The 18,039-nt window shown below is 60.1% G+C and carries 18 protein-coding genes; 9 read left to right on the forward strand and 9 right to left on the reverse strand.

The features are described from left to right. Window positions 1-25 precede the first annotated feature (25 nt). Window positions 26-1,264, forward strand: coding sequence for an A/G-specific adenine glycosylase (mutY, locus tag ABDX79_RS14375; RefSeq protein ID WP_346220994.1), 1,239 nt, complete (start codon window positions 26-28; stop codon window positions 1,262-1,264). A gap of 190 nt (window positions 1,265-1,454) precedes the next feature. Here mutY and ABDX79_RS14380 read toward each other — a convergent pair whose 3' ends face one another. After that, window positions 1,455-2,591, reverse strand: coding sequence for a site-specific DNA-methyltransferase (locus tag ABDX79_RS14380; protein WP_346220995.1), 1,137 nt, complete (start codon window positions 2,589-2,591; stop codon window positions 1,455-1,457). A 193-nt stretch (window positions 2,592-2,784) separates the two neighbouring features. On the opposite strand from ABDX79_RS14380, the gene ABDX79_RS14385 reads away from it, so the two are divergent. Then, window positions 2,785-3,480: an HAD family hydrolase gene (locus tag ABDX79_RS14385; RefSeq protein WP_346220996.1), complete on the forward strand. Its 696-nt coding sequence runs from the start codon at window positions 2,785-2,787 to the stop codon at window positions 3,478-3,480. A 371-nt stretch (window positions 3,481-3,851) separates the two neighbouring features. Here the strand turns inward: ABDX79_RS14385 and ABDX79_RS14390 are convergent, their stop codons facing one another. The 3 genes from ABDX79_RS14390 to ABDX79_RS14400 all read right to left on the reverse strand — a co-directional run bounded on the left by ABDX79_RS14390 (window position 3,852) and on the right by ABDX79_RS14400 (window position 6,072). Then, window positions 3,852-4,991, reverse strand: a complete 1,140-nt coding sequence (locus ABDX79_RS14390) for a radical SAM protein (RefSeq protein ID WP_346221047.1) — start codon at window positions 4,989-4,991, stop codon at window positions 3,852-3,854. Beyond that, complete coding sequence (locus ABDX79_RS14395; RefSeq protein WP_346221053.1) at window positions 4,936-5,133, reverse strand: hypothetical protein; 198 nt, start codon at window positions 5,131-5,133, stop codon at window positions 4,936-4,938. The genes ABDX79_RS14390 and ABDX79_RS14395 overlap by 56 nt, the downstream gene beginning before the upstream one ends. A 579-nt stretch (window positions 5,134-5,712) precedes the next feature. Beyond that, window positions 5,713-6,072 carry a gamma-butyrobetaine hydroxylase family protein gene (locus tag ABDX79_RS14400; RefSeq protein WP_346220997.1) on the reverse strand — a complete coding sequence of 120 codons (360 nt, stop codon included), beginning with the start codon at window positions 6,070-6,072 and terminating at the stop codon, window positions 5,713-5,715. Between the two features lie 379 nt (window positions 6,073-6,451). Here ABDX79_RS14400 and moaA point away from each other — a divergent pair, with 379 nt between their 5' ends. Then, on the forward strand, window positions 6,452-7,441 hold the full coding sequence (gene moaA / locus ABDX79_RS14405) for a GTP 3',8-cyclase MoaA (RefSeq protein ID WP_346221048.1): 990 nt from the start codon (window positions 6,452-6,454) through the stop codon (window positions 7,439-7,441). An 87-nt stretch (window positions 7,442-7,528) separates the two neighbouring features. Then, window positions 7,529-8,014 carry a hypothetical protein gene (locus tag ABDX79_RS14410; RefSeq protein ID WP_346220998.1) on the forward strand — a complete coding sequence of 162 codons (486 nt, stop codon included), beginning with the start codon at window positions 7,529-7,531 and terminating at the stop codon, window positions 8,012-8,014. A 130-nt stretch (window positions 8,015-8,144) separates the two neighbouring features. Here the strand turns inward: ABDX79_RS14410 and ABDX79_RS14415 are convergent, their stop codons facing one another. Next, on the reverse strand, window positions 8,145-8,552 hold the full coding sequence (locus ABDX79_RS14415) for a hypothetical protein (protein WP_346220999.1): 408 nt from the start codon (window positions 8,550-8,552) through the stop codon (window positions 8,145-8,147). A 288-nt stretch (window positions 8,553-8,840) separates the two neighbouring features. On the opposite strand from ABDX79_RS14415, the gene ABDX79_RS14420 reads away from it, so the two are divergent. The 3 genes from ABDX79_RS14420 to ABDX79_RS14430 all read left to right on the forward strand — a co-directional run bounded on the left by ABDX79_RS14420 (window position 8,841) and on the right by ABDX79_RS14430 (window position 11,592). Then, the gene (locus ABDX79_RS14420) at window positions 8,841-10,049 is read left to right on the forward strand and encodes a multidrug effflux MFS transporter (RefSeq protein WP_346221000.1); all 1,209 of its coding nucleotides are present in this window, start codon (window positions 8,841-8,843) and stop codon (window positions 10,047-10,049) included. Beyond that, a complete protein-coding gene (mobA, locus tag ABDX79_RS14425; RefSeq protein ID WP_346221001.1) occupies window positions 10,046-10,651 on the forward strand; it encodes a molybdenum cofactor guanylyltransferase MobA in 606 nt (201 codons plus the stop codon). The genes ABDX79_RS14420 and mobA overlap by 4 nt, the downstream gene beginning before the upstream one ends. A gap of 146 nt (window positions 10,652-10,797) precedes the next feature. Beyond that, window positions 10,798-11,592, forward strand: a complete 795-nt coding sequence (locus ABDX79_RS14430; RefSeq protein WP_346221002.1) for a lysine/arginine/ornithine ABC transporter substrate-binding protein — start codon at window positions 10,798-10,800, stop codon at window positions 11,590-11,592. Between the two features lie 101 nt (window positions 11,593-11,693). Here ABDX79_RS14430 and ABDX79_RS14435 read toward each other — a convergent pair whose 3' ends face one another. After that, a complete protein-coding gene (locus ABDX79_RS14435) occupies window positions 11,694-12,722 on the reverse strand; it encodes an MBL fold metallo-hydrolase (protein WP_346221003.1) in 1,029 nt (342 codons plus the stop codon). A gap of 167 nt (window positions 12,723-12,889) precedes the next feature. Here ABDX79_RS14435 and ABDX79_RS14440 point away from each other — a divergent pair, with 167 nt between their 5' ends. Next, window positions 12,890-13,546: an ABC transporter permease gene (locus tag ABDX79_RS14440; protein ID WP_463671179.1), complete on the forward strand. Its 657-nt coding sequence runs from the start codon at window positions 12,890-12,892 to the stop codon at window positions 13,544-13,546. After that, complete coding sequence (locus tag ABDX79_RS14445) at window positions 13,543-14,352, forward strand: ABC transporter permease (protein ID WP_346221005.1); 810 nt, start codon at window positions 13,543-13,545, stop codon at window positions 14,350-14,352. The genes ABDX79_RS14440 and ABDX79_RS14445 overlap by 4 nt, the downstream gene beginning before the upstream one ends. Window positions 14,353-14,373: 21 nt before the next feature. Here ABDX79_RS14445 and ABDX79_RS14450 read toward each other — a convergent pair whose 3' ends face one another. The 3 genes from ABDX79_RS14450 to ABDX79_RS14460 all read right to left on the reverse strand — a co-directional run bounded on the left by ABDX79_RS14450 (window position 14,374) and on the right by ABDX79_RS14460 (window position 17,981). Next, a complete protein-coding gene (locus ABDX79_RS14450; RefSeq protein WP_346221006.1) occupies window positions 14,374-15,780 on the reverse strand; it encodes an L-serine ammonia-lyase in 1,407 nt (468 codons plus the stop codon). Window positions 15,781-15,946: 166 nt separating this feature from the next. After that, on the reverse strand, window positions 15,947-17,533 hold the full coding sequence (locus ABDX79_RS14455) for a PQQ-dependent sugar dehydrogenase (RefSeq protein ID WP_346221007.1): 1,587 nt from the start codon (window positions 17,531-17,533) through the stop codon (window positions 15,947-15,949). Beyond that, window positions 17,526-17,981: a DUF2231 domain-containing protein gene (locus ABDX79_RS14460; protein ID WP_346221008.1), complete on the reverse strand. Its 456-nt coding sequence runs from the start codon at window positions 17,979-17,981 to the stop codon at window positions 17,526-17,528. The genes ABDX79_RS14455 and ABDX79_RS14460 overlap by 8 nt, the downstream gene beginning before the upstream one ends. Between the last annotated feature and the right edge of the window lie 58 nt (window positions 17,982-18,039).

Raw genomic sequence — 18,039 nt, forward strand, 5'->3', positions numbered from 1 at the left:
CGTTTCGCCGACCGAAAGCCTGCTCATGTCGCGTCACCACGACCAGCTCTCCCGAAAGATCCTCGACTGGTACGACATCCACGCGCGGGATATGCCCTGGCGCGTGGGCCCGAACGCTCGGAAAGCCGGGATCCGGCCGGATCCTTACAGGGTCTGGCTGTCGGAGGTCATGCTGCAACAGACAACCGTGGCAGCGGTGAAACCTTTTTTCGAGCGCTTCGTCAATCGCTGGCCGACCGTCTCCGATCTCGCAGCGGCCGACGCGAACGAGGTCATGGCAGAGTGGGCGGGGCTCGGCTACTACAGCCGCGCGCGCAATCTTCATGCCTGTGCGCAAACGGTTGCCACAGAGTATGGCGGCACGTTTCCCCAAACGGCGGCGGGCCTGAAGGCACTCCCGGGCATCGGCGATTACACCTCGGCCGCCATCGCCTCGATCGCCTTTGACGAGCCGGCCCCCGTCGTCGATGGCAATATCGAACGTGTGGTCACGCGGCTCTACCGCATCGCTGACCCGTTGCCCGGCGCCAAGCCCAGGATCAGGGAGAAAGTTGCGGACCTGACGCCAGAAGATCGGCCGGGCGATTTCGCCCAGGCGATGATGGATCTCGGCGCGACGATCTGCGTCCCACGATCTCCGAACTGCCTGATCTGCCCAGCCACCGGTTCCTGCGAAGCCCGGAGCGAGGGCGATCAGAGCCGCTATCCGGTCAAGGCACCGAAGAAACAGGTTCCGAGCCGTGTCGGCGCGGCCTTTGTCGCGGTCCGGCGTTCCGACGGCGCCGTCTGGCTCAGGCGACGTCCATCAAGCGGCATGCTTGGCGGCATGGCGGAGGCACCCTCGACCAACTGGTCGGCAAGGGAAGATGGCGAGACCGGTATCAATGCCGCGCCGTTCGCGGCCGAATGGCAAATGGCAGGCGCCGTCGACCACGGCTTCACCCACTTCAAGCTCCAACTGACCGTCTATCGCGCCGAGATCGAGGAAACGCCGGATGTGGACGGCTGGTGGGCGGCAGTGGATCAGATCGCCGATCAGGGGCTGTCGACGCTGATGCGCAAGGTCGTGACGCGCGCCCTCGCCCATGACCATCGAGACATCAGGGCAAAGCCGGCCGCACCGGGCCGCGAGGGGCCAGCGGAACCACTTCATCCCGAAGCAGCCGGTGAAGCCCCGCTGCTTGGCAAGACCCAGGCGGCGGAACGCCGGACCCGCCCGGTGAGGCGAGCCCGGCGCACGTCCGAACGCTGGTCGCGCCGGTAAACTCACCAGCCAAAAGCTATTCAGCCCGGCTTATACGAAATCCGTTTGATCGCTTCGCGATAACGGATTTGAAGACGCTCACGCGCCGCGCGGGCTTCGATACCGTCCCCGGCTTGATCAGCCGGGGACGGTATTGGACTGCCGGGCTGGGAAGATCAGAGCGCGCGTGGCGGGCGAGTCTCGAAGATCGTCAGGCCCTTGCCGCCGTCGCCATGCGCTGACGCGCAACCTGACGCAGCTCGTCGATCGGCCTCAGCTTCTGGCCTTCCTTGACGTGCCAGAAGGTCCAGCCGTTGCAGGCATCGAGACCCTGCACCCGAGCGCCGATGCGGTGGATCGAAGCGGCGTCGTCGCCGACGGCGATCGTGCCGTCCGCTCTCACCCGCGCACGGTAGCGGTGCTTTGAGTCCGTGAGTTCGGTGCCCGGCTTGACCAACCCTGCCTCGATCAGGCTCGCGAACGGCACGCGCGGCTCGGCGCGCTTGCCGCCCGTGATCTTCAGATCGTCCTCTTCGAGCGGTTCGATCTCCGCGATCCGCCGCCGGGCGACCTTCACATATTCGTCCTCGCGCTCGATGCCGACGAAGTCGCGGCCAAGGCGCTTTGCCACGGCCCCGGTCGTTCCGGTCCCGAAGAACGGGTCGAGGATCACATCGCCCGGCTTCGTGGAAGCCATGATGATGCGCGCAAGCAGGGCTTCCGGCTTCTGGGTCGGATGGGCTTTCACGCCATCCTCGTCCTTCAGCCGCTCGCCGCCCGAACAGATCGGGAAGAGCCAGTCGGAGCGCATCTGAACATCGTCGTTCGACGCCTTCAGGGCATCGTAATTGAAGGTGTAGCTCTTCGCTTTGGCATCCCGCGAGGCCCAGATCAGGGTTTCGTGGGCATTCTGGAAGCGCTTGCCGCGAAAGTTCGGCATCGGGTTGGTCTTGCGCCAGACGATATCGTTGAGGATCCAGTAGCCGAGATCCTGAAGGCTCGCGCCGACGCGGAAGATGTTGTGATAGGAGCCGATCACCCAGAGGGTGCCGTTCGGCTTCAGAACGCGCCGGGCCGCGAGCAGCCAGGCACGGGTGAAGGCATCATAGGCCTGGAAGCTCTCGAACTGGTCCCAGGCATCGTCGACGGCATCCACCTTGGAATGATCCGGGCGCATCAGATCGCCGCCGAGCTGCAGGTTATAGGGGGGATCGGCAAAGATCGCGTCCACCGATCCGGCCGGCAGGCGCTCCATTTCCGTCACGCAATGGCCCTGCAGGATCTGGTTGCGCCAGCCGATCTCGGGAGATGGCTGACTGTGGACGAGAACGGGTCCGCTACGCTTCATACTCTACACCGCCGCTTGACTTCGGTTTTCAACAGGTCTTTCGCAGAACACAGTTACCGAACGCGGTTAATTACCGGTGAAAACGCGCCGCCGCTTTGGCGGAAATCTGTCGTACCCATGCTTGGCGGCAGGACGGCTCCCGTGATACCGCCGCGCCAGATCTCCGATGCGATCGTCTTGAGGACCCTCCCCCATGCCCATGCCAAAGCTGATGATCTTCGATTGCGACGGCGTTCTGGTCGACAGCGAGATCATCGCCGCCGATGTCGAGGCCAAGCTGATCGCGGAATACGGTGTGGAGATGAGCGCCGAGGATCTGGCGATCCGCTTCGCGGGCCTCACCTTTCCCGTGATCCTGGAAAAGATCAGCGAAGAAAGCGGTCAGCCCATGTCCGCCAGCCTCATCGATCGTGCGGACGCGGAAATCGATCGCCGTCTCAGTGAAGAGGTCGAGGAGCTTGCCGGCGTCCGCGAGGCGATCGAAGCCTTCGCGGCGAAGGGCGTTCCCTACTGCATCTGCTCGAACTCGTCCTCGGCCCGGCTCGAACTCGAGCTCGAACATGTGGGCCTGTGGGATTATTTCACTCCGCACGTCTTCGCGGCCCGCGAAGTGGGCACGAAAAAGGGAAAGCCGGCGCCGGACGTGTTTATCCATGCCTGCGAGACCTTCGGCATAAAGCCATCGGACGCTTTCGTCATCGAGGATTCCGTGCACGGCGTTGCGGCCGCCAGCGCAGCGGGTTGCCGGGTCATCGGTTTTACCGGCGCAAGCCACACCTATCCGGGGCACGCCGAAGCGCTGGCCGAAGCCGGCGCAACGACGGTCATCAGCAAGCTGAAAGACCTCGAGCCGACCGTCGCCGCCCTCTCGGAATTCGACGAGATCTAGGCCGCGAGATTCGACGGTTTCGCACCAGAGGCGCTGAAACCCAATACGATGACAGTGTTTGCAAAACGAGAGATCGAAGATCTAGAGACGCTTGGTGACACGCCGATCTGCTTCATAAGACAGCATATGGCGACCGACACCGTCCGCCAATCCAGTGCCGCGCCTATATGCTGAAACAGCATGCCGGCGAGCGGAAAAGTGGGATGCAAGAAGGGACCGGGAACCGGTCCCTATTCTGCGACAGGCTTTTGCGACGGATAAGCCTATAATCCGACAGGCGGTCAGGAATCGTCTCAAAACCGGTCGGTTTCGAGACTGCAACAGAATTGCGAATTCTGTTTCAAAAAATAATCTCTCCTGTCAAAAACTAACTATTGGAACTCACGCGTTAAGATTTTTACCCTTTTTGCCATTTCATAATATGTCGAACAATAAACAGACGGTCTATTGAAATTTCCATCTGCATATCTCGTCGACGGATGTCCCCCACCGCATAAATCAAAATGCTCGCAAGACATGCAGGTATTGCAAGGTTTATCCAAATTGTAATCACTATAAAACTTTTTTGATTTTTCGATAAACTTTTCGATATTAAAATCTAGTTGGAAAGGCACGATTATCTTTTCTGCATTATTTATATTGATGTTGTCGAATTCCTCAGCGATTGTCATAGTCCCATTTGTTTCTAAAATAATAAAATCGTGATCTATGCTTCCGCCGAGAGTGGATAAATCACCATTGACGCCAATTGATTTTTTAAACATTGTGTTAAATATTCTTACGTCTACACTATCAGCTTCTGGAAGCCACACGTTTAATAAATCAGAAAAAAAGTTTTTCGTTTCTAAGATTTTTTTATTTTCAATACCTAATGATTCTACAGACTCCATCTGTGGAAGAAAATCCATTCTCCTTACACCCAATGCACGCAAGCCGCTATATATCGCAGATGCATTTTGCTCTGGATTAACCACACAGAGAACGCCGAATGGAATTTGCCTTTTGTTCAGCCGATCTATAGCGCGTTTAACTATTTTATATGAACCGTAGCCTCCCTCAAAAACTCTATTTTTATCATTTATACTTTGTGGTCCATCTAAACTTATTCCAATATGAACTTTATTTTTTTCGAATAACGAAATAAACTTTTCCGATAAAAGTGTCGCATTCGTTTGAACGGCGGCAAAGAAGGTCTTATCGTGAAATCCCCTATGCGATAAAGCCTCTTCAAAATACTCAAGGCCCATCATAAGCGGTTCGCCGCCATGAAACACTACACTGACCGAATTTCCGGCTCGATTTGCGTATTTCTTTAATGAATCTAAAAAAGACAACAATGTAGATACGGGGAGCTCTTCCCCGTATCTTGTAGTGTTATCGTTTATGTAATAGCAATACGTACATTTCAGATTGCATTTTCTATTTAATTTTATAATAGCCTGATTTATTATCATCTTAACAAGATGACTTATCAAATGTAGTTTTATGGTGAGGCTGACACGAACCTCCATCAGCCAATATGTTTTGCATGTGCTTCGCTTTTGCGTTAGCGTATGCGGCATCTAGTGCTTTTGAAAGCTCTGACTCGGATATATCTTTGTTGTCGATTTCAATATTAAGCTCGATATCGGCTTTCTTATCATTATTACTCATTTTGATTGCTCCAACATGATTGTCATCCACAAGTCGCGTGATAGGTATCGGAACCACATTTATATGGCTTTCCACGCCCATCTTTGCATGAGTAGTGATTGCCGTTTTCGTCTGTCAGTTTGTGCCAACTCCCATTACAACAAACATAGCATTTTCCATCAGAACACCATCCATGACCGGACTGACAGTCATCAGGAAGCCCTAACGCCTTGATCTCACTTTCATCTAGAGCCGATAGGCGAGCGTGCGAAGCTTCACTCATATCTCCTCCGTGGATAAATCTCATCGAGATTTCTATTTTACGCAACGTGAGAAAGTGTATTCGTTATAAAGGAATTTGGCAATCACCCAAGGCAAATCACTAAGTGGGAGGTACCCTTTGGGCGCGGTGATCGAAGGCGTCCTTCTTGAAACACTTTAATTAATTGTATTCTGTTTTGGGCGCGAGTCTCGAAACCGTTCGATTTTGAGACGGTTTGGTCCCTCGTCAAATCAAAGGATCGTCCGTCGCGACCATCGGCTCCAAACAGGGAGTTGCGTACTGTTCCCTTTGGTCTCTTACAAACGAAGGTCCGCCTTTCATCGTGGAAGCCCTTTCTCCTCCAACTCCTTGAGATGGGCTGCCCATTTCTCGTCTTTCTGCTCGGACAGCTCCGCGAGATAGGTCCAGGAAAAAAGTCCGGTATCGTGCCCATCGGAAAACGTGATCTTGATGGCATAATTGCCGACCAGCTGGATATTGCGGATCTCGACATCGCGCTTGCCGAACTGGGTCTTGCGATCGGACGGCCTGTGCCCCTGAACCTCCGCAGACGGCGAATGGACCCGCAGATATTCGGCTGAGAGCTCTTGCTGCTCCCGTCCGGGCCAGGCGAGCGTCATCGTTCGCTTGTCCTTGGAAACACGGATTTCGCTCGGTGTCGGCTGGCGCGCGGTCATGCGGGATCATCTCCGGGAGGTCATTGAGGCAGGTTGCGGGCAAGGCGCCCTTTTCACCTACCAATGGCGATGGCGGTCCAAGCGGGCAAGCCCTCCCGGTCGATGGCTGCTGGATCGGGCATTACGCCTGCCAAACTCTCGTCGCGAGCAGCACGGCTTGATCGCAGGCGCTGCGGCCTCCACATTCGCTCCTCGACACGGTTTATACGAAAGCCCCTGTTCCCGCCCGATCTTCGTCTGCTAAGACAATGTGATGACCAAGACCACGCTCTTCAAACAGGATGGCCTTCCGGCCTTCAGACCTCCGGCGAATGCGATCGAGGTGCGCAAAGGCGGCACCCAGCCGGGTTTGGCCGGCCTGACGGGTGCCGATGGAGAAATGGTCGATCCCTTCGGCCGACACATCAGTTACCTGCGCGTTTCGGTGACGGATCGCTGCGATTTCCGCTGTGTCTACTGCATGGCCGAGGACATGGAGTTCCTGCCCAAGCGTGACCTTCTGACGCTGGAAGAACTCGACAGGCTGTCGACGACCTTCATCGCAAAGGGCGTGAAGAAGTTACGTCTGACCGGTGGCGAGCCGCTGGTGCGCAAGAACATCATGCACCTCATCCGCTCGCTCTCCCGCCATCTGGAGACCGGCGCGCTCGAAGAGCTTACGCTGACGACCAACGGCTCCCAGTTGCAGCGCTTCGCCAAGGAGCTCGCCGATGCGGGCGTGAAGCGGCTCAACGTCTCGATCGATACGCTTGATGCCGACAAGTTCCGCCAGATCACCCGCTGGGGCGAGTTGAAGAAGGTGATGGAGGGCATCGACGCCGCTCAGGAGGCCGGCCTTCACGTCAAGCTGAACGCCGTCGCGCTGAAAGGCTTCAACGACCTCGAAATCCCCTCGATGATCGAATGGGCCCATGGTCGCGGCATGGACATGACCCTCATCGAGACCATGCCCATGGGCGAGATCGACGAGGACCGTACCGATCAGTATCTGCCCCTGAGCCAGGTCCGCAGCGGCCTGTCGCGTCAGTGGACCCTCAACGACATTCCGTTCAAGACCGGCGGCCCGGCGCGCTATATCGAGGTTGCCGAGACCGGCGGTCGCCTCGGTTTCATCACGCCGATGACCCACAATTTCTGCGAGAGCTGCAACCGGGTCCGCGTCACCTGCACCGGCACGCTGTTCATGTGCCTTGGTCAGGAGGACGCCGTCGATCTTCGCGAACCCCTGCGCTCTTCCGAAGGCAACGAGCTTTTGGCCGAAGCCATCGACCGCGCGATCCTGCACAAGCCAAAAGGCCACGATTTCGTCATCGACAGGAAAACGCGCGGGCCGTCCGTCTCCCGTCATATGAGCATGACGGGCGGCTAACTCCTGTTCAGGTCGAAACCTGTTCAGCATGGGTTAATGCCCGATCTGCGAAGCGTCGACACCAACTGAAACAACAGGTTGAGACCGATGATCCGCTTGACTTCGACCCTGGCGGCGGCTTCGATCGCCGCCGTCACAGCCCTTTCGCCCGCAAGCGCCGAAGATCTGTCCTACAAGAACGAGCGCTATGGCACGAGCGCGACCTTCCCGACCGAGCTCTTCCCGAACCGCCTTCCCGCCCCGACGAACGGCGATGGACTGGGCTGGAGTTCGCCGGATGGCGCCGAGATCTTTATCTACGCCCGCGACAATTTGGGCGGAGAGACACCGAAGTCGATCATCGCCAATCGCGCGGACACGGATGACGTGACCTATCAGGCCTCCGGCAATCGCTGGGCGGTGGTGTCCGGCTATATCGACGGCCGTATCTTTTATGAGCGATACATCTTTCGCGGCGACCTGATCCACTCGGTTGCCATCCGCTATCCGGAAAGCGCGCGCGAGACCTATGATCCGATCGTGGGCAAGGTCACCAACTCGCTTCGCGGCCCGTCCGCGCCGGTTCAGGGCTGATCTTTTGATCTGAAGAGCGGCAACCGCTTACCGCGATCTGGCGCGAAGCCATGAAATGACAGCACGAGGCCCGCTTTTGAACAGCGGGCCTCGTGCGTGCCTGAGGAAAACCGGAAAGACCGCCTCGCTCCTACCGGCTCGCAGCGGCTTCGCTCGCTCCGGCATTTTCCGAATAGGCGATCACCACGAGGCCGACGGCGGCAGCGCCCTCGAGTTCGGCCTCGTCACCCAGCATGTCGATCGTACGGGTTTGCGGCGGCGCCTGGATGGTGGACCGCACCTGCAACTCGACCTGAATGGCGATTGCCCGGGCCCATTCCTCGGCACCGGATATCTTCGGCGCCGTCTCGCTCCAGCCGGGCATCGGCTGCCGAAACGCGAAGCCGACGCTTTCGCCATCGCCCCTTCGCGATTCTCCCGAGAGCGAGAATGTGGTGTCGGGTGGTAACGGGAACGGGCGGATGGCCGGTTCAATGATCGGCCATGCCGCAATGGCAGAGCTGCTGTAATCACGGTCTGTCGATGAGGAAATCATCATGTGTCCTTTCGCTCCTGCATCAAAGTCTTGACGAAAGGATAATCGTTGGAAACTTCTGACGTCGCGTTGCAGAAATCTGTTGAAATGTAACGATGATCCGGCACCCTATGTGCCGGTTTTCCGGGCCTGGATCGATCATAACGCGCGAGATAGCTCACGCAGGAATGAACAGCCTCCCCAATTTTGCGGCGGCCCTATATGCCGAACGCGTGTAAAGACGCACGGCAAGGCCTTCGGTTCGAACCGAAAGTGCCGCGCCATCCTCCCGCAGTTCATGGGCCGTTCCTGTTGACCTCCGTACCGACCACTTCCGTTCCCGGTGAGAGCGCCCGAAAGCCGATGCTGATCACGCTGATGATCGCCTCAGCCATTTCGCCCCTCGCGATCAATATCTTCATCCCGTCCATGGCGACCATCGCCGAAACCCTCGGCACGGATGGACCGACCGTCAGCCTCGGCCTGTCGCTCTATCTCGTCGCGGTGGCCGTTCTGCAGATCATCGCAGGCCCCCTGTCCGACCGGTTCGGACGCCGCCCGGTCATCATCGGCGGCATCGTGCTTTTCCTCCTCGGCACCGCGATCTGCCTCTTTGCCGAAACGATCGGCTGGTTTCTTGTCGGCCGGATCGTCCAGGCGGCGAGCGCGACGGGCATCGCCCTATCCCGCGCCATCATCCGCGATGTGTATTCCCGGCGGCGGTCTGCGGCGATGATCGGCTATGTCACCATGGGTCTTGCGGTCGCGCCGATGATCGGCCCGGCGATCGGCGGCGTCATGGATACGATGCTCGGCTGGCGCAGCGTCTTCTGGATGCTGATGGCGCTCGGCGGGGTGACGTTGGCTCTCGTCCTCTTCGACCTCAACGAGACCAATCCCAATCTGGGTGCGCCCGTGACGCGCCAGCTCTCCAATTACGGCAAGCTGTTTTCCGAGAAAAGCTTCTGGATCTATGCCGGCGTTGGCTCCTTCATCACCGCCGCCTTTTTCGGCTTTCTCGGCGGCGCGACCTTCGTTTCTGTCGAACTCCTCCATCTCACCCCCGCGCAATACGGCGTCTGGTTTATCCTGTGCCCGCTCGGTTATGCGATCGGCAACTTCATCACCGGACGCATCTCCGAACGCGTCGGCATCAAGCGGATGATGGTCGCAGGCTCGGTTCTCACTCTCCTGGCGGTTCTGACGATCCTGATTCCCATCCTGTTCGGCATTCTGACGCCGCTCACCCTTTTCGGGCCGATGATTCTTCTCGGGATCGGCAACGGCATGACGCTCCCCTCTGCAACCGCCGGCGGCGTCAGCGTCAGAACGGATGCGGCGGGCGCGGCCGCCGGGCTTCTCGGCTCGGCGCAGATCGGCCTTGGAGCCGTCGCATCAACGGTTGCAGCAGCTTTCGCGATCGGTCCCTATGCTGCAACCAATCTGGTTCTGGTGATGCTGGTGGCGGCGGTCCTGGCGCTCGTCTTTTCGCTTCTCGCGCCGCGTGTGTCCGAGGCATGAGGGCGGGCGCGATCATTCTTGCAGGCGGCCGTGGTTCGCGCATGGGCGATGGCGATCCCAAACCGCTGCGCTCGCTCGCGGGCAGACCCATGATCGCTCACGTGATCGAGCGGCTTCACGGGCTGTCGCCGATCCTCGTCAACGCCCCTGCCGACGGCAGCTTCGACGCCTTCGGCGATGCCGTGGTGCCGGATATCCGAAAAGGGTTCCAGGGACCGCTCGCGGGGATCGAAACCGGACTGACAACGCTCGATGAGGATTACGAGGGAACGACGCATGCCCTCGTCCTTCCGTCGGATACGCCCTTCCTGCCCCGCGATGTCGCAACGCGTCTTCTCGCTCAAGCCTCGGAGCGGGAGATCGTCGCCGCCGAACATGGCGGCCGCCTGCACCCGACGGTCTCGCTCTGGCCGGTCACGCTCTTGTCCACGCTGACACAATGGCTCGACGATGAGCGCCCTCGGGCGCTGCACCGTTTTTTCGACCATGTCGGCTATCGAACGGTCGCCTTCGACGACAATGAAAATGGCGACGGCTTCGATCCTTTCGCCAATATCAACACGCCGGAAGACCTCGCCGAAGCGGCAAACCGTCTGGCCTGAGAAATCGGCGCGCAGAGAATCGATTGTCTTCGTGACGAAATCCATGCCAACATTGCCGCAATCCGCGCCATGCCTTTTTTACAGGCGGTGGCGGTTCACCTCCGGCCGGTTGCCGGACACCACACAATAAGAATCATGGGGTATCCATGCTGAAGTTCCTGACCACCGCTCTCGTCTCCGCGACGATTTTCACCGCCGCTCCGGCCTTCGCCCAGGAAAGCGATGCCGACAAGGACTGGTCGAAGGTCGTCGTGGGCACGGAAGGTGCTTATCCTCCGTTCAACTACACCGACGCCTCCGGCGAATTGATGGGTTTTGACGTCGATATCGCCAAGGCGCTCTGCACGCAGATGAAGGTCGAGTGCAGCTTCGTGACCCAGGAATGGGAAGGCATGATCCCCGCGCTGCAGAACGGCAATTTCGATCTTCTGATCGCCTCCATGTCGATCACCGAGGAACGCGAGGAACAGATCGACTTTTCCAACAAATACTACAACACGCCGCCGGCGCTGGTAACGCTGAAAGACGCCGACATCTCCGGCGCCACGCCGGAAGACCTCGCAGGCAAGGTGATCGGCGCACAGGTTTCGACCACCCATGCCCAGGCAGCTCGCGAGTATTTCCCGGACTCGGAAGTCCGCGAATATCCCTCGGCCCAGGAATACCAGCTCGACATCGAGTCCGGCCGCGTCGATGCCGTCGTCGATGACGTCGTCGTGCTCGACGAATGGCTGAAGAGCGACGGCGGCTCCTGCTGCAAGATTGTGGCAACGCTTCCCGCCAAGGAAGAGATCTACGGCAAGGGCATCGGCATCGGCCTTCGAAAGGGCGACGAAAAGCTCAAGAAGATGGTCAACGACGCGATCGTGGCGATCCGCGAAGACGGCACCTATGAGGAAATCCAGTCGAAGTATTTCGACTTCGACGTCTACGGCGAGTAAGCCGCTTGCCGGCTCTCCCGGCACCGTCAGACATGATTAAGCCGGCGCGAGGATTGTCGCGCCGGCCTTTTCCGCGTTCGAGCGGACGAACGTCCGGCCGATCAGCCGTTGGACGCGCCGAACTGATACTGCCAGTCCGACGGAATGAACCGGTAGGCTTCCCCCTCCCCGTTCGAGGCCACCACATGGCCAAAGCTCGGAAAAGCGATATGCATGCCGGCGATGCGGGTGCGATTGCTCGCGACGTCCTCGAGCACCTGCTTGCGCGTCTCGATCGCCTGTTCCGGATTGGCATCGAACGCGATCCCGACCTCGGGACGGGCGAACTGGATCGGCCCGACATGGACGATGTCGCCCCAGACGAAGAGACCGTCCTCGCCTTCGCCGATCATGTAGCCGGTATGGCCTGGGGTGTGGCCGAAGAGCTCGCGGGAGGTGATGCCGGGAACGACCTCGGTTTCGCCGGTGAAGGTCTTCACCTTGTCGCCGGCCGTCTCCATGGCGGTGCGCGCCGTGTCGAAGAAGCCGCGCGCCGATTCAGGGGCGGCGTCCCGGTTTTCCATCGAGGTCCAATAATCGTATTCCGTCTGATGAACATGGACATCGGCGTTCGGATAGGCGAGTTCCCCATCCAGAACGAGGCCGCCGACGTGATCGGGATGCAGATGGGTCATGATGACATCGGTGATTGCTGCGGCATCGAAGCCGGCGGCACCCAGGCGATCCTTCAGATTGCCCATTTCCGGGAACGCGCCGGCTCCGCCCGTATCGATCAGGACGAGGCGGTCGCCTGCTTCGACGACATAGGCGTTGATGCCGGTCGTGACGGGCTGTTCGCCCTGGAACTTGGATGCCAGGATGTCGGTCGCCTCGCTCGCATCGATATTCGACAGAAGGTCGAGGCTGATATCGAGATAGCCGTCGGAAATGGCAGTGACGATATTGTCGCCGGCGCTGATCCGCTGGATCGGCAGGATCTGCTGCCGTGTCGAGGCACCCGAACCCGCGGACGCGCCTTGCGATCCGGCGTTCGAGGCAGCATCCTGCGCGGCAGCGGTCCGGGTCGAGAGTTGTACGAGAACGGGAGCGGTTGCGGCTCCGGCGACGAAATGGCGGCGGCTGAGCTTCATGAGAGATCTCCAGACAGATTTGGCTCACGCATGAACATATCGCGTGGAACACGGTCGGCAACGAAACGCATCGTTTCCCGTGGCACCATCGCAGACCTCGCTGCCGGAGGTCTTTCGTGGAAGCACTGACCCTCTTGAGTTTCGGCGATACCGGCTGGGGCGACCAGATGGCGAGCGGCTTCCTCGTCACGGCGGCGCTCGCCATCTGCACCCTGCCACTCGGCCTTGCAGCCGGCTTCCTGCTCTCGCTTGCCAAGCAGTCCGGCGACCGTCTGCTGTTTCACTCGGCAAATATCTACACGACGCTCTTTCGCGGCCTGCCCGAGCTGCTGACGCTGTTTCTTGTCTATTTCGGCGTCAATGGCCTGTTGAAGAGCTTCAGCGACGCAACGAGCCTGATGGATATGTCGCTGTCGCGCTTCCAGTCCGGCATGATCGCCCTCGGTCTCGTCTTCTCCGCATTCGCGTCGGAAGTGTTCGTGGCCGCCTTCCGGGCGATCCCGAAGGGGCAGTTCGAGGGGGCGAACTCGCTCGGTCTCGGCAAGATCCCGACCATGCGCCTCGTCATCTTTCCGCAGCTCATCCGCATCGCCCTGCCCGGCCTATCCAATCTCTGGATGATCCTGTTGAAGGATACAGCCCTCGTCTCCGTCATCGGCCTCGGCGAGATCCTGCGCGAGGCCCAGATCGCCTCGCGCGTCACCCGCGAACCCTTCCTCTTCTTCGGAACCGCGATCCTGCTCTATCTGGTCCTGACACTCGTCTCCTCGATTGCCATCGGCATCATAGAACGATGGTCCAAACGTGGGGAGGCCGCGCGATGACCGACCTGACCGCAAGCGCTCCGCCGCCTGAAGAAAAACGGCGGCCCGGCCTCGCCGGCATTCTCTTTGCATCGGTCTGGGCCGCGATCTTTCTGGCGATCGCATATTACATCGTTTCGAACTGGAGTTCGGCCTATTTCGAGCGCTACGGGATGCGCTATCTCGAAGGGCTTTGGGTCACGATCTCCCTCGTGGTCACCAGCTTCGTGTGCGGAGCGCTGGTCTCCCTGCCCTTCGCGTTCGGCCGCATGTCGTCCAACCCGCTGGCCCGCTGGCCCTCCTTCGCCTTCGTCTACTTCTTTCGCGGCACGCCGCTGATCGCCCAGATCTTCCTCGTCTATTACGGGTTCGGAGAATTCCGCGAGGCGTTCCAGAGCGTCGGACTCTGGTGGTTCTTTCGCGAGGCCTGGTACTGCGCGCTGTTCGTGCTGGCGCTCAACACGGCGGCCTATCAGGCGGAGATCCTGCGTGGCGCGATCGAGAGCGTTCCCATAGGGCAATGGGAGGGCGGCCGTTCCCTTGGAATTTCGCGGCCCGTCATCTTTTCGCGCATCGTGCTGCCCCAGGCGATGATCGTCGCGCTTCGCCCCTATGCCAACGAACTCATTCTTCTGGTCAAGGGCTCGGCGATCATCGCGATCATCACCGTCTACGACCTGTTCGGCGTCGCCCGGCAGACCTATGCGAAGACCTTCGATCTGCAGGCCTATGTGTGGGCAGCGCTTCTCTATCTCGTCATCGTCGAAATCCTTCGCCGCCTGACGAACTTCGCCGAGGCCCGGCTGACGCGGCATCTCCAGCGATAAGCATCGTCTGAAGCGGCGTGCTCAGCACTCAGGCAGGTTGACCGCGAGACCGCCCTGTGAGGTTTCCTTGTAGCGCTCGGACATGTCGATTCCGGTCTGGCGCATGGTCTCGATGCAGTTGTCGAGCGGCATGAAATGGGTGCCGTCGCCGTGAAGGGAGAGCGAAGCGGCGGAGACGGCCTTGATCGCGCCGAAGCCGTTGCGCTCGATGCAGGGCACCTGAACGAGACCGTTCACCGGATCGCAGGTCATGCCGAGATGGTGCTCCAGCGCGATTTCGGCGGCGTTTTCCACCTGCTCGTTGGTGCCGCCCAGCGCCGCGCAGAGACCGGCAGCCGCCATCGCCGAGGCCGAACCCACCTCGCCCTGGCAGCCGACTTCGGCCCCGGAGATCGAGGCATTGTGCTTTACCAGCGCGCCAATCGCGGCTGCCGCGAGGAGGAAGGTGCGGATGCCCTCGTCACTCGCGCCGATGCAATGATCGCGATAATAGCGGATGACGGCGGGCACGACGCCGGCCGCGCCGTTGGTTGGTGAGGTGACGACGCGCCCGCCGGCCGCGTTCTCCTCGTTGACGGCCATGGCATAGACCGAGAGCCAGTCGTTCTTCGAATACGGTTGGGTCTGGTTGCGGCCCTCGTCGGCGGTGAGGCGCTCCGCGATGCGTTTCGCGCGCCGCTTGACCTTGAGACCGCCGGGCAGCTGGCCATCCTGGCTCATGCCGCGATCGATGCAGCCGCGCATGGCATCCCAGATATGGTCGATCCGGTCGTTGAGCGCGTGACGATCGAGGTGGATTTCCTCATTGGCCCGCTTCATCTCGGCGATGGTGAGCCCGCTCTCGCGGCCCATCTTGAGCATCTCCACCGCCGTCCCGAAAGGATAAGGATAGCCGAGGGCCTTCTTGCCCTCTTCGAGGCCGCCCTGGCGGTTTTCCTTGGACGCGGTGAGTTCGGCCTCCGACATGACGAAGCCGCCGCCCACCGAATAATAGATCGAACGCAGGATACGCGTCCCGGCATCGTCATAGGCTTCGAAGGTCATGGCGTTGGCATGGCCTTCACGCCGGGTGTCGTAATCGAACACGAGATCGGTCTCGGGATCGAAGGCAAGGCGGCCGAGGCCATCGACCTCGATATGCCTGGCGGTCTTGAGCTGTTCCAGAAGCGGCTGGATGTCGTCCGGGTCGATCTGATCGGCCCGCTCGCCGAGAAGGCCGAGACAGACGGCGTTGTCGCTCGCATGGCCCTTGCCGGTCCAGGCCAGCGAGCCGTGCAGCCGCACGCGAAGACGCACAGGCGTCTCGCCCTCGCCCGGCAGGGCCCGCACCTCGTCCAGAAAGCGGGTCGCCGCCACCATGGGGCCGATCGTGTGGGAGCTCGATGGACCGATGCCGATCTTGAAGATGTCGAAGACGCTGATGAACATGGAGTGCTCCGCCGGTTTCGCTCAGCAGCTACGCTGCCACGAACAGGCGAAGCAATGAAATAGGCGACGTCCATGCCAAAGCGAGCGACGCATTGGAAACGGGAGCCGTTTAGAGAAAAACGGCTCACGGGGAGACGGTTCGCCTCCCCGCGCTCATCAATGCTCTCTATTGGCCCTGACTGGAGCCTTCATCGACCGTTCCCTCTGGCAGAACGGCTGGCGCGACTTCGGTCTGGGAGGGCTCGGTCGTCGAGCTTGACGACTGCTCGCCGGACGCTTGCGGTGCGGTATCAGCCGGCTGGTCGCCTGCCGACGTGTCCTGCGCGTTCTGCCCGTCTCCGCTCGGCTGCTGGTTCGAATTTCCCGATTGGGCCATGGACACCCTGTCCGTGCCGATGGGCTCGTCGGTCGTCGAACCATCGGCCGCCGCAACGCGCCAGACCGTATTGCCGGAATCGTCGGCAACGAGCAGAGCGCCGGTTCCGTCGATCCCGACACCGACCGGACGGCCGCGGGCATCGTCGCCGTCGAGAAACCCGGTCACGACCTCCTGCGGATCACCGGAGGGCTTGCCGTTCTCGAACGGCACATAGACCACATGATATCCGTTGAACTGGTCGCGGTTCCACGATCCGTGCTCGCCGATGAAGGCGCCATTGGCGTACTGCTCGGGCAAAGCCGAACCATAGGAAAATGTGAGGCCCAGCGCGGCGACGTGGCTCGACAGGGCGTAGTCCGGCGAAATCGCCTGCGAGACCATGTCGGGACGACGGGGCATCACACGCTCGTCGACATGGTCGCCGTAATAGCTCCACGGCCAGCCGTAGAAGCCATCTTCCTTAACCGAGGTCATGTAATCGGGCACGAGGTTCGGTCCGAGCTCGTCTCGCTCGTTGACGACGGTCCAGAGTTCGCCCGTCTCGGGATGGAATGTGAGCCCGTTTGGATTGCGCAGGCCCGACGCGAAGACCCGCGAAGCGCCCGTTTCACGGTCGATCTCCCAGATCGCTGCCCGGCCCTTCTCTGCTTCCAGGCCCCGCTCGACGATGTTCGAATTCGAGCCGACCGAGGCATAGAGCATTTCGCCATCGGGGCTGAGCGCGAGATCCTTCGTCCAGTGATGGTTGATCGGCCCGCCCGGCAAGGGCGTCAGAAGCGTCGGCTGCTCCGAGATCTGCGCCTGTCCAAGTTCGTAGGGGTAGGAGACAACGGCCTCGGTCGTCGCGACGTAGAGAGTGTTATCTACCCATGCAACGCCGAAGGGCGAAGCGAGATCGGTCAGGAGATCAGAGCGCTCGTCGACCTCACCATCGCGGTTCGTGTCGCGCAGAAGCGTGATCTTGTTGGTTTCCGGCGCGTCGCCACCACCGCCACCATGGGCGATCGACATGATCCAGCCACGAATATAGTCCTTCGGCCGATTGAGCGGCTTGCCGCTCGGCCCCTTCGACTGGACGACCAGCACGTCGCCGTTCGGCAGTGTATGGACCGTGCGCGGATTGCCGAGATCCTGCGCGTAAGGCGTGACCGTCAGGCCTTCGGGAACGGTCGGCGTCTCTTCTTCGGCCCAACCGACAACCGTTGCGACCTTCATGGCCGGCAGGATCGAACTTGTCGGCTCAGGCAGTGCCGGATCGGCACCGAACTGGCGGGAAAGATCGAAATCGTTGTCGCTGCATGCGCCGAGCGCGAGCATGGCGCCCGCACTCGCGGAAAGAGCGAGCGCGCGTGTGATACGGATAGACTTACTCATAGTTCGAAACTCCCACGCCATCGTTGAAAACCAGGGACCGACCGAGCCAGGAGGTCATGAAGACGACGATGACCGTTATGGCCGACAGCACGAGCCCCCAGGGCATGACTGCCGTCCAGCCATCACCGGCGTGAACGAGGCTATTGAAGAAGGCGAGGATCATCGCCGCGAGAAAGCCGGCCGCATAGGGCCAGGTCGAGGATTGTTCGCGGATACCTCGGCTGCCGATGAGGTCGACGACACCGGCAATGAGAGCGACGCCGCCGAAAACGAGCCCTGCCAGAAGAAGCCAGGCGGAAAAGTCCTGCCACATCAGATTGGTGGTGAGGACGTAGAAGATGTCCGTCAACAAGACGAGCGTGAAGCAGACGGTCGGAAATTGCGAAAACATCGCATGGATCGGCTGTCCGCCGATCGATGCGACCGGTCTGGGATGGGGATAGTCCATCAATATGTCCGTTCGGTTTAAATTGAGGTGTCTTTATCGATACGGACAGCGCGGCTGC

It is taken from the genome of Fulvimarina fulva (assembly GCF_039652615.1).
Classification (GTDB): Bacteria; Pseudomonadota; Alphaproteobacteria; order Rhizobiales; family Rhizobiaceae; genus Fulvimarina.

Bases quoted from the DNA above. Each gene is read 5' to 3' on its own strand.
- ABDX79_RS14455 (WP_346221007.1), bottom strand. From the start codon at position 17,533: ATGAGTAAGTCTATCCGTATCACACGCGCGCTCGCTCTTTCCGCGAGT.
- moaA (WP_346221048.1), top strand. From the start codon at position 6,452: ATGGTCGATCCCTTCGGCCGACACATCAGTTACCTGCGCGTTTCGGTG.
- mutY (WP_346220994.1), top strand. From the start codon at position 26: ATGTCGCGTCACCACGACCAGCTCTCCCGAAAGATCCTCGACTGGTAC.
- ABDX79_RS14415 (WP_346220999.1), bottom strand. From the start codon at position 8,552: ATGATGATTTCCTCATCGACAGACCGTGATTACAGCAGCTCTGCCATT.
- ABDX79_RS14450 (WP_346221006.1), bottom strand. From the start codon at position 15,780: ATGTTCATCAGCGTCTTCGACATCTTCAAGATCGGCATCGGTCCATCG.
- ABDX79_RS14435 (WP_346221003.1), bottom strand. From the start codon at position 12,722: ATGAAGCTCAGCCGCCGCCATTTCGTCGCCGGAGCCGCAACCGCTCCC.
- ABDX79_RS14410 (WP_346220998.1), top strand. From the start codon at position 7,529: ATGATCCGCTTGACTTCGACCCTGGCGGCGGCTTCGATCGCCGCCGTC.
- ABDX79_RS14440 (WP_463671179.1), top strand. From the start codon at position 12,890: ATGGCGAGCGGCTTCCTCGTCACGGCGGCGCTCGCCATCTGCACCCTG.
- ABDX79_RS14380 (WP_346220995.1), bottom strand. From the start codon at position 2,591: ATGAAGCGTAGCGGACCCGTTCTCGTCCACAGTCAGCCATCTCCCGAG.
- mobA (WP_346221001.1), top strand. From the start codon at position 10,046: ATGAGGGCGGGCGCGATCATTCTTGCAGGCGGCCGTGGTTCGCGCATG.
- ABDX79_RS14430 (WP_346221002.1), top strand. From the start codon at position 10,798: ATGCTGAAGTTCCTGACCACCGCTCTCGTCTCCGCGACGATTTTCACC.
- ABDX79_RS14385 (WP_346220996.1), top strand. From the start codon at position 2,785: ATGCCCATGCCAAAGCTGATGATCTTCGATTGCGACGGCGTTCTGGTC.
- ABDX79_RS14390 (WP_346221047.1), bottom strand. From the start codon at position 4,991: ATGGAGGTTCGTGTCAGCCTCACCATAAAACTACATTTGATAAGTCAT.
- ABDX79_RS14460 (WP_346221008.1), bottom strand. From the start codon at position 17,981: ATGGACTATCCCCATCCCAGACCGGTCGCATCGATCGGCGGACAGCCG.
- ABDX79_RS14395 (WP_346221053.1), bottom strand. From the start codon at position 5,133: ATGAGTAATAATGATAAGAAAGCCGATATCGAGCTTAATATTGAAATC.
- ABDX79_RS14400 (WP_346220997.1), bottom strand. From the start codon at position 6,072: ATGACCGCGCGCCAGCCGACACCGAGCGAAATCCGTGTTTCCAAGGAC.
- ABDX79_RS14445 (WP_346221005.1), top strand. From the start codon at position 13,543: ATGACCGACCTGACCGCAAGCGCTCCGCCGCCTGAAGAAAAACGGCGG.